At 45.7% G+C, this 8,040-nt stretch carries 7 protein-coding genes; 5 read left to right on the top strand and 2 right to left on the bottom strand.

All coding sequences use genetic code 11. The features are described 5' to 3' along the window. Positions 1-642, top strand: a 642-nt coding sequence (locus tag F6K37_RS26835) for a metallophosphoesterase family protein (RefSeq protein ID WP_502887779.1), incomplete at its 5' end; no start/stop codon positions are given. 64 nt (positions 643-706) lie between these two features. Here the strand turns inward: F6K37_RS26835 and F6K37_RS26830 are convergent. Then, a complete protein-coding gene (locus F6K37_RS26830; protein WP_287253409.1) occupies positions 707-2,308 on the bottom strand; it encodes a FecR domain-containing protein in 1,602 nt (533 codons plus the stop codon). Between the two features lie 671 nt (positions 2,309-2,979). Here F6K37_RS26830 and F6K37_RS26825 point away from each other — a divergent pair. Continuing rightward, positions 2,980-4,164, top strand: coding sequence for a hypothetical protein (locus F6K37_RS26825; RefSeq protein WP_287253406.1), 1,185 nt, complete (start codon positions 2,980-2,982; stop codon positions 4,162-4,164). A gap of 177 nt (positions 4,165-4,341) precedes the next feature. Beyond that, positions 4,342-5,733 (top strand): thioredoxin-disulfide reductase, encoded by a 1,392-nt coding sequence (trxB, locus tag F6K37_RS26820; RefSeq protein WP_287253404.1) that lies wholly within the window; start codon positions 4,342-4,344, stop codon positions 5,731-5,733. A gap of 142 nt (positions 5,734-5,875) precedes the next feature. On the opposite strand, the gene F6K37_RS26815 is transcribed toward trxB, so the two are convergent. Beyond that, complete coding sequence (locus F6K37_RS26815) at positions 5,876-6,064, bottom strand: hypothetical protein (RefSeq protein ID WP_287253401.1); 189 nt, start codon at positions 6,062-6,064, stop codon at positions 5,876-5,878. On the opposite strand from F6K37_RS26815, the gene F6K37_RS26810 reads away from it, so the two are divergent. Further along, entirely contained in the window at positions 6,043-6,927 is an 885-nt protein-coding gene (locus F6K37_RS26810; RefSeq protein WP_287253399.1) for an ABC transporter permease, read from the top strand. The two genes, F6K37_RS26815 and F6K37_RS26810, sit on opposite strands and share 22 nt — an antisense overlap. An 83-nt stretch (positions 6,928-7,010) precedes the next feature. Beyond that, positions 7,011-7,898, top strand: coding sequence for an ROK family protein (locus F6K37_RS26805; protein ID WP_008186567.1), 888 nt, complete (start codon positions 7,011-7,013; stop codon positions 7,896-7,898). The last annotated feature ends 142 nt before the right edge of the window (positions 7,899-8,040 follow it).

Raw genomic sequence — 8,040 nt, 5'->3', positions numbered from 1 at the left:
TGGCTTGAGCAAGTGCTTCCCCAGTGCCAGGATAAATTGGTGCTGGTGATGGTGCATCACAATGTCATCGAGCATTTGCCGGATCAAGCTAACCATCCCTTGGGACATCGGTATATCTTGGAAAATGCTCCAGTATTACACAATATTCTCAAAACTGCTGGGGTCAATCTACTATTTACAGGTCACTTGCATGTACAGGATATCGCCTATCAAGAGGGAGTCTACGAAATCACAACAGGTTCATTAGTTAGCTATCCTCACCCCTACCGGATATTGCAGTTGTGTACCGATAATCAGGGCAAAAGATGGTTGCAAATTGAATCTCATCGAGTGGAATCAGTCCCTGGTTGGGAAAACCTAACCCAAATATCTAGAGAATGGATGAGCGATCGCTCTTATCCATTCATGGTGAAACTCCTGACTTCTCCCCCCTTAAATTTACCCGATTCAGATGCCCAGAAACTTGCTCCCAGTCTACGCTACTTCTGGGCTCATATTGCTGATGGTGATGCTGTATTCAACTTTCCTGAGTTTCCTACCCCAGTTCGTCGCTATTTTGAGTCATTTAGCACCCATACCAGTGATGGTAAACCTGCTCTGATTGATAATCAGACCACTCTGTTGCTGACAAAAAACCAATGACTAAGACGGCTTTTATTGAAGAAATTCAACCACCACAACTAACCTCATAAGCTCAGGGATTTCCTCAACCAGGAAAGCCATCCTCTACTCCTTGACCTTGACCAGGAAAGCCATCCTCTACTCCTTGACCTTGACCAGGAAAGCCATCCTCTACTCCTTGACCTTGACCAGGGAAGTCATCCTCTACTCCTTGACCTTGATCCGGTAGCTGAACAGGAATTTCCGTTTCCGGCTCGGGTTCGGGTTCTGGCTCAGGTTCCGGCTCAGGCTCAGGTTCCGGCTCAGGTTCCGGCTCCGGTTCCGGCTCAGGTTCAGGTTCAGGCTCGGGTTCAGGTTCAGGTTCCGGCTCCGGTTCCGGCTCCGGTTCCGGCTCAGGCTCAGGTTCCGGCTCAGGCTCAGGTTCCGGCTCAGGTTCCGGCTCAGGCTCAGGTTCCGGCTCAGGCTCAGGTTCAGGTTCCGGCTCGGGTTCAGGTTCCGGCTCAGGTTCCGGCTCAGGCTCAGGTTCCGGCTCAGGCTCAGGCTCAGGTTCCGGCTCAGGTTCCGGCTCCGGCTCCGGTTCCGGTTCGGGCTCCGGTTCGGGCTCCGGTTCCGGTTCGGGCTCCGGTTCCGGTTCGGGCTCAGGTTCCGGCTCCGGTTCCGGCTCCGGTTCCGGCTCCGGTTCGGGCTCCGGTTCCGGTTCCGGTTCCGGCTCTAGTGGTTTGTCAACGTCTTCGGGATCCAGTTCAACAGTTTCATCATCCTGCTCAGTGTTAAGAAACTCACCGGTTTCTAAGGTAGACCTAATATCTAACTGGTTAACCTGATCAGTGATATCAGCATTGGAATTCTCAGAACCCACATCTTGATCGAAGACATCAACACCAGGATCAATCACAGTAAAATCAGCACTGGGAAACTCGTCCGATTCACTCCCCCGAAGACGAATGAAAGTAGGATTAACTATTATGTTGTTGCCCATAATAGGATCTTGCGCCTCTAGAGCATCTGCAATTTCCCCTCGCACTAAATCCAAAGCTTGATCTGGACTATCCGCCGGTTCTGTCTGGGTCAAATTCAGCCCCTTGACTAATTCACTGGTTTCATAAAACTCTCTGAGGTCAAATTCATAAACCTGCTCAATTCGATCCTCGGTTATGACCACGATCTGCCCAGCTTTTAATTCCCGACCTTGAGAACGAGTGCGATTATAGACCACAATACCGCTATTGGTCAGAGCTCCGACAATTGTTGTATTGGTGTCAGTGATATATCGCATGAACAGAGCTGACCCCCTAATCCCAGCTACAGCATTGGGTGTACGCACTCGAGTTTTACCCCGATCTGGAGGAATTAATAGCAGCAGTGTGCCATTGGATAGCTCAAAGGTACGACTTCTAGGTATAAATCGAAAGACAGCTAACTCTCCTTGTCGGGCTAGGGAACCATCATTGAAGCGCAGTTGAGCCATGGAGGAGCGAGCTGTTACCAGTGCATCTCCTATAGTCATGGCATCAGATGGACGGGCTGGTCGAGCTGACTGATTTTGAGGAATCAATCGCACTCGGTTACGTAGCTTCTCTACCACAGCACGAGTTAAAGGAATTTCGGCACTGACTGGTTTAGAAAAAATTAGTGAATTAACGCTCCATAGAGAGATGGAAAGTACTAGGACTGTCTTGCGAAACACGGGGCAACTCCAATAGCTCAAAGGTCAGTATTTTCAGGTAGTTGAGAGGTCAGCATTCAGCTATCAGCCATCAGCTGATTTAACAGAAATTAAACGAATGCTTAGCTATTTTCTTGATGCAGTCGCGTTTTCGACGCTGGGACTTTCCCGATAAGAACCTCAAGTAGCGTGCGTGGCACAGGCTTCGACGCTGGGAGGTAGCGCATTAGCTGATAGCTTACGGGGCTTTGGCGTTGCCTTCTCGAAAAGTAGGTACAAAACTCTCCTATACGAGATTCTGTAGGCTCTAATTCAAATCAGGATATTTTTTCTTCAGAGTAATCTGAAATACCGATTGGTCAATCCTGAAAACACCGCTGGTAGTTAGTAATTATTAGCTGGGAGAAAAATCCTCTACCTACATTGAGCAATTTTGGTAAGCTGTTGCCCATTTAACTTGTCTATTGTTTAGTCTAGGTAAAAACACCAAACCCCTTTCCCATCATTCTCGGTGGCTCTGCCCCCTTGCCGATTCAATCTATCAATTAGATGCCTCAAAGCTTAGCAATGACTATTCTATAACAATGATTCTTCAAACGTGAGGTTTGAAGTTTAATTTAAGCTACAGATAATTTAGCGTTTATAACCCTAAATAAAGTTTTAGTAAATTAATGATATTTTGTTAATTAAATATGGTTTTAAAAAATAAAAATATTCACGACGAATATGATGATATTAAGGCTCCCCAGCACCAGATTAAAAAAAACTATTTAGCAACTTTGGGACATCTAATTTTATTAAGTACACTGACAATCAGTAAACCCGCTTGGTCTGGATGTCACCCTATAGACAGTATTTCCCATCAGTCAGCAGTCAGTTTAGTGTTTAGTGGTACAGAAAACCAAGCTAATACTAATCAGCTAAAACAGCATTGTACTCCTAAGTTATCTCAGGTTAAAATCGGGAGTGGTGGAGAACTATTATCTTCCTTTGTTGTTAGTGAGCACTCATCGGGTTCTAGCTCAACTGAGGTAGTTGACAGGTCACAGATATCTCAAGGTAAACCTGCTTCTGGAGATAATCGTTCAAACTCAGATTCCAAAGCTAATGATCGAGACCCGGAACTGGGGGTGCTGCGTTTGCGGCTCCAAGAAAAACCACCGACTCCCCGTAAACCTACAGTATATTTACAGGGTAGAGTCAGTTATTTCAGAAGCGATAATATTTTCGCTGGAGTCGATCCAGTTGATGATGGTTTGTTGAAACCAGGACTAACCCTATTAGCTCTACCATCCCTCGGACCTGACACTAAGCTCATAACGTCAGTAAGTGGTAATGTAGTGCGTTATGGAGATAGATCCCAACTTGATTATAATCAACTGAAAGTTAAGCTGGGAGTTCGTCAGCAGCTATTGAAAAGAACCTATGGGGAGTTAGGATGGAGCAATCAACAGTTATTCAAGCAAGAGGGAGGCGATCGCTTCGCTCATTATAATTCTCTGTATCTTAGACTCAGCCGACGGGATTGGTTAGCAAAGCACTTAGCCTTAGATACGTCCTATAAGTTAAACCTACGTTTTGCTGATCCAGACACACGATCTAAGATTAGTAATGTTTTCAGAGCATCTTTAGCCTATTACCCCTACCCCCGATTTAAAGCAGCTATTAATTACCAAATTGCCTTATCTGATTATACCGAAAGGGAACGGTATGATGACTATCATCAGTTAATTGGTCGTGTCAGTTATAAGATTTCTAGCAATAGTCAAATTTATTTGTATGGTGGACAAAGCTTTGGTTCGTCGTCCAACTCCAGAATTAATTTTGATGGGACAGTTTTCGGTACAGGGATGAGTTTTAATTTACCTCTGTTTTGAGCAAGTCAGATTGTACGCTTTTCAGCAGCCAGCCGTCAGCCGTCAGCCGTCAGCCGTCAGCTGAATTCTTACCTCCAAAGCGCCCCTATTCACAATTTAAATGTATGACAGCATTAGCTAAGTTGTATATGGTATAATAATTTATAATAAAAGCGTAGTCGTTATGAGTTTGCTTTAATGTCCAACTCCCCTGTAGAAAATCTTGTCATCATCGGTTCTGGTCCTGCCGGTTACACAGCAGCGATTTATGGCGCACGAGCTAACCTGAAACCCTTAATGTTTGAAGGCTTCCAAGCTGGGGGAATCCCTGGTGGACAGCTGATGACTACCACAGAAGTAGAAAACTTCCCTGGCTTCCCAGAGGGAATCACCGGACCTCAATTAATGGAACGGATGAAGGCTCAAGCAGAACGCTGGGGAACGGAATGCTATACCGAAGATGTGATCTTTGTAGATTTAAGTCAGCGTCCCTTCATTGTGCGCTCTGAGGAACGGGAAGTAAAAACCCATAGTATTGTGATTGCTACCGGAGCAACAGCGAAACGGTTGCATTTACCCAGCGAAGCTCAGTACTGGAGTAATGGTATCTCAGCTTGTGCCATCTGTGATGGTGCATCTCCCCTTTTCAGTGGTCAGGAAGTGGCGGTAGTCGGGGCGGGTGACTCAGCGGCAGAGGAAGCTGTATATTTGACCAAGTATGGCTCCCATGTTCATATGCTAGTACGTCGGGATGAGATGCGAGCTAGTAAAACCATGCAAGACCGGGTGTTGAATAATCCCAAAATTACTATTCACTGGAATACTCAGCCAGTGGATGTGTTTGGAGAAAATGGTTCGATGACTGGGGTAAGAGTCCAGGATACTCAAACTGGTGAACAAAAGGATATTTCAGTTCGGGGAATGTTTTACGCTATTGGTCACACTCCTAACACGTCCTTGTTTAGAGGACAACTGGAGTTAGATCAGGTGGGTTACATTGTCACTAAATCCGGCTCGGTGGAAACCAGTGTAGAGGGAGTCTATGCGGTTGGTGATGTCCAAGACCATGAGTTCCGTCAAGCCATCACTGCGGCTGGGACAGGTTGTATGGGGGCTATGTTAGCAGAACGCTGGCTATCTGCCAATAACCTAACTCATGAGTATCATCAACAACCGGCATCAGAACAGCCAACGGCTGAAAAACCTGAAGAAACGGAAGAAAAACCAATAGCTGAGACGGCGGAAACCTTTGATATCAAGGAAACACGCCATCTGGGGGGCTATGCCTTGCGTAAACTGTTCCATGAAAGCGATCGCATAATCATGGTCAAGTATATTTCCCCTAGTTGTGGTCCTTGTAAGGTTCTCAAGCCCATGCTGGATAAAGTAGTAGATGAGTATAATGGCAAAATTCACTTTGTCGAGATCGATATTGACCAAGACAGAGAAATAGCTGAAAATGCTCAAGTGGTTGGAACACCTACGGTACAGTTATTTAAAGACAAAGAGTTCCTAGAGGAATTTAAAGGAATTAAGCAAAAGAGTCAGTATCGTCAAGCCATTGAACGCCATTTACCAACTACTGTTTAATAGATAGGCAAAAGGCAAAAGGCAAAAGGCAAAAGGCAAAAGGTAGACAAGATTGTTTATCTGATCAGTATGATAAATGCGTAAGCTTTCAGCTGTCAGCCGTCAGCTTATTTTATTCAAAAGCTGTTCGGTATAGCATGCGTTATGGGCATAAACTGTTCGCTGTAGCGTGACTACAGGCCCAAAGCTGATAGCTGTTCGGTGTAGCGTGCGCGTAGTGCATTAGCTGATAGCTGATAGCTGATAGCTGATAGCTGATAGCTGATAGCTGATAGCTTACATAAATGCTATGACTATCAAGGATGAAGGATGACCTCAACCAAACAATCATTCCCCAGCTTTTTGTCTTTTACTAGAGGGCCTAGTCTATCCATCAAACTAATGGTAGCGGGACTAGTGATTACTGGGTGCTTTATCGTAGTAGCCATTTTCGCTCCCACTTTTCAAGCTTGGGGATGGCTACAAGACCCTACCCAGTCCCTCAGTAATCCCATTCATGAACCACCGAGCTGGAATCACTGGTTTGGTACCTCTCGCCAGGGTTATGATGTCTTCTCTCGCACCTGGTTTGGCTCTCAAGCTGCTCTAAAAGTAGTCGTTCTCGCCACCACCCTCAGCCTGATCATTGGTGTCCCTTTGGGGTTAATCAGTGGTTATCTCGGTGGCAAACTGGATCGGGTATTACTGTTTTTAATGGATACGATCTATACCTTGCCAGGACTACTGCTATCGGTGACTCTGGCCTTTGTAGTCGGTAGAGGAGTCTTCAATGCTGCGATCGCATTAAGTATTTCCTATGTCCCCCAATACTATCGGGTAGTCCGGAATCACACCACTAGCGTCAAAACTGAATTGTTCATCGAAGCCGCTCAAGCCCTGGGAGCTTCCCCTGGTAGGATATTATCGCGCTACCTATTTCTCAATGTGATTCAAAGTGTACCAGTTCTATTTACCCTCAACGCCGCTGATGCCATTTTAATCTTGGGAGGACTGGGATTTTTAGGATTAGGATTGCCAGAACAAACCCCAGAGTGGGGTCATGACTTACGTCAAGCCCTCGATGCCTTACCAACTGGCATTTGGTGGACAGCGCTTTTCCCTGGTTTAGCCATGACACTGATGGTGGTAGGATTGTCCTTAGTAGGAGAAGGATTAAGTGAGTTGATTAATCCCCGATTTCGTCAGAAACATTGAAATTTTATAAAACCCTCTTGCATTTTGCCTTTTGCCTTTTGCCTTTTGCCTTAAAATGACTCAGGACAAATGACTCAAAACTAATGACCCAAGCCATAGGCATTGATTTAGGTGGCACTGCGATTAAGTTGGGACGCTTCCGTGAAGATGGAACCGAACTGGAGTCTCTAACAGTAGATACACCCCAACCTGCAACACCGACAGCGGTGATCGAAGCAATAGTAGCAGCAATCTCTCGTCTCGATACCAGGGAAGACGTGATTGGTATCGGGCTTGGATGTCCTGGCCCTGCCGATGTTGCTGGTAGAATTGCTAAGGTTGCCATTAACCTAACGGATTGGCACGATGTTCCCCTAGCCGATGAGTTAGAAGCCAAAGTCGGTTATCCCACAGTTGTTGCTAATGATGCTAACTGTGCTGGTTTAGGAGAAGCTTGGTTAGGGGCTGGTCGTCGGTTTAGGAATTTGATTCTACTCACCCTAGGCACAGGAGTAGGAGGGGCAATAATTTTCGATGGTCAACTCTTCACAGGTCATCTCGGGTCTGCTGGGGAGTTGGGGTTAATTAATCTATATCCCGATGGTCCCGAGTCTAATACTGGTAATCGGGGTTCTCTAGAGCAATACCTTTCCATTAGGGCAATCCGAGGCAACAGTGGCAAAGAACCAGCAGAACTTGGTAAATTAGCCCAGCAAGGAAACCAGGAAGCTTTAGAATTTTGGGCAGATTACGGACGCTTATTAGGGATTGGGCTAACTAGTTTTATTTATCCACTGACACCAGAAGCCATTATCATTGGTGGTGGCATCAGTGCTAGTGCCGAATTTTTCTTGCCAACAACTCTAGCAGAAATAGAGCAACGAGTTTTGCCTTCCTCCCGTACTGGTTTAGAGTTACTTAAAGCAGAATTAGGTAATCGAGCGGGGATGGTGGGAGCAGCACGATTGGCCTGGCAAAAACATCTGAAATGAAGAATGAAGAATTTAGAATGAAGAATTTAGAATGAAGAATTTAGAATTTAGAATTTAGAATTAATTTAGTGCGTAGGGTGTGTTAGGGGCGGGCTTGCCCTAATTTTCCACTTCGTAGCCAGTATTAGAATAGGCCGCCCCG

Source organism: Moorena sp. SIO4E2 (genome assembly GCF_010671945.1).
GTDB lineage: Bacteria > Cyanobacteriota > Cyanobacteriia > Cyanobacteriales > Coleofasciculaceae > Moorena > Moorena producens.
The sequence above is the reverse complement of the archived record's forward strand: the minus strand, read 5'-3'. Positions and strand labels throughout refer to the sequence as shown.

Excerpts from the sequence above, each read along its gene's own strand:
- F6K37_RS26825 (WP_287253406.1), top strand. The coding sequence starts at position 2,980 with ATGGTTTTAAAAAATAAAAATATTCACGACGAATATGATGATATTAAG.
- trxB (WP_287253404.1), top strand. The coding sequence starts at position 4,342 with ATGTCCAACTCCCCTGTAGAAAATCTTGTCATCATCGGTTCTGGTCCT.
- F6K37_RS26810 (WP_287253399.1), top strand. The coding sequence starts at position 6,043 with ATGACCTCAACCAAACAATCATTCCCCAGCTTTTTGTCTTTTACTAGA.
- F6K37_RS26815 (WP_287253401.1), bottom strand. The coding sequence starts at position 6,064 with ATGATTGTTTGGTTGAGGTCATCCTTCATCCTTGATAGTCATAGCATT.
- F6K37_RS26805 (WP_008186567.1), top strand. The coding sequence starts at position 7,011 with ATGACCCAAGCCATAGGCATTGATTTAGGTGGCACTGCGATTAAGTTG.